Source organism: Endozoicomonas sp. SESOKO2 (genome assembly GCF_024606245.1).
Classification (GTDB): Bacteria; Pseudomonadota; Gammaproteobacteria; order Pseudomonadales; family Endozoicomonadaceae; genus Endozoicomonas_A.
Genome location: NZ_JAHHPQ010000580.1, coordinates 1 through 1,075, shown reverse-complemented (window position 1 = coordinate 1,075; position 1,075 = coordinate 1). Strand labels below are relative to the sequence as shown.

Sequence of the window (1,075 nt, the reverse complement as noted above, 5' to 3'; positions counted from 1 at the left end):
TTGATAGCAGCATCGGCCCAACAATACGTCAAGCAACCGCCTTTCGAGTGTGTCAATCTATACAGGTAATGACTGAAGGCCTGCAGAATCGTCTGCTTGCATTTGTGTCTTAAACCATCCAAAGCAAGTTGATTGTCATATACGTAGTTTTGTCTCTCTGAATCTGACTTATCCCAATAACCCGGGGGTGGATTCTTCTCTAACTCATGGGGATGGTCACTTTTTGATATCTCAATCCACTTAGGGCTGCTCTCAACTTTTCGTTGAAACAGGTCTTCGGCCTTTTTCTGAAGCAGTTTTTCATCCCAGCAAGGTCTCCCTATGATAATCACCGGACGGTGGTTCTCCTCCCCCGTGATTGACCTCGGAAACGCGGGTTGGTGCGTCAGCATTCGTTCTATATTCGGAATGCCCTCAGGTTCGTCCGTCCAGCCGATCTGTAAGGATCGACTGGCCATTTTATATTCAAGGGATGATGAAAACCCATCATGACAATCACTGACGAAGAAGGTATTACCTTTTTTCTTCTGGAAGCTATCATAAGACTTCTGCCACAAATGACTATTGTTTTCCCTGGAAAAGAACTGCTTGTACCACTTTTTCAAGCAATGAGCGGCTTCAATCTTGAGTTCATCGAAGCATTCAAGACGCACCAATAGCTGATGATGTCTTTTGACCTCCATTGTAGGCTCCCGATAGCACAGCAGTGGATCCAGCCAACCCGATTCCAGAACTTCGAGGGCAAAGCGAATAACCGAAGGTTTGGGATCTCTCCCTTCCAGTATTTCTGCCATTAAACGCAACCATCGGTTAGCAGCTGAGTCGCTCTGACCAGTCATTTTTGGATGGAGCAACTTGAGTTGCTCAATAACCTGCTCTTCATCACTGTCGGACAATATTTGTTTCACCGCTTCCGATATCGGTTCAAGTGGCTCCTTGTCATAGCCCGATGCTTCTTTCCCCTGCGACACGATTATTGAGACGGCCATGGAAAAACTGGTTAAATCTTTTTCCTCCCATAGGTTCTTGACTATTTTGGAAATAATTAGCCTGGTATCTGGCAATGCGCTGTTTT

Annotated in this window: 1 protein-coding gene; it reads right to left on the bottom strand. The window is 45.7% G+C overall.

Going from position 1 to position 1,075, the window contains the following annotated elements; genetic code table 11:
* Positions 1–971, bottom strand: a 971-nt coding sequence (locus tag KDK17_RS14120) for a hypothetical protein (protein ID WP_257288327.1), incomplete at its 3' end; no start/stop codon positions are given.
* Positions 972–1,075: the final 104 nt, after the last annotated feature.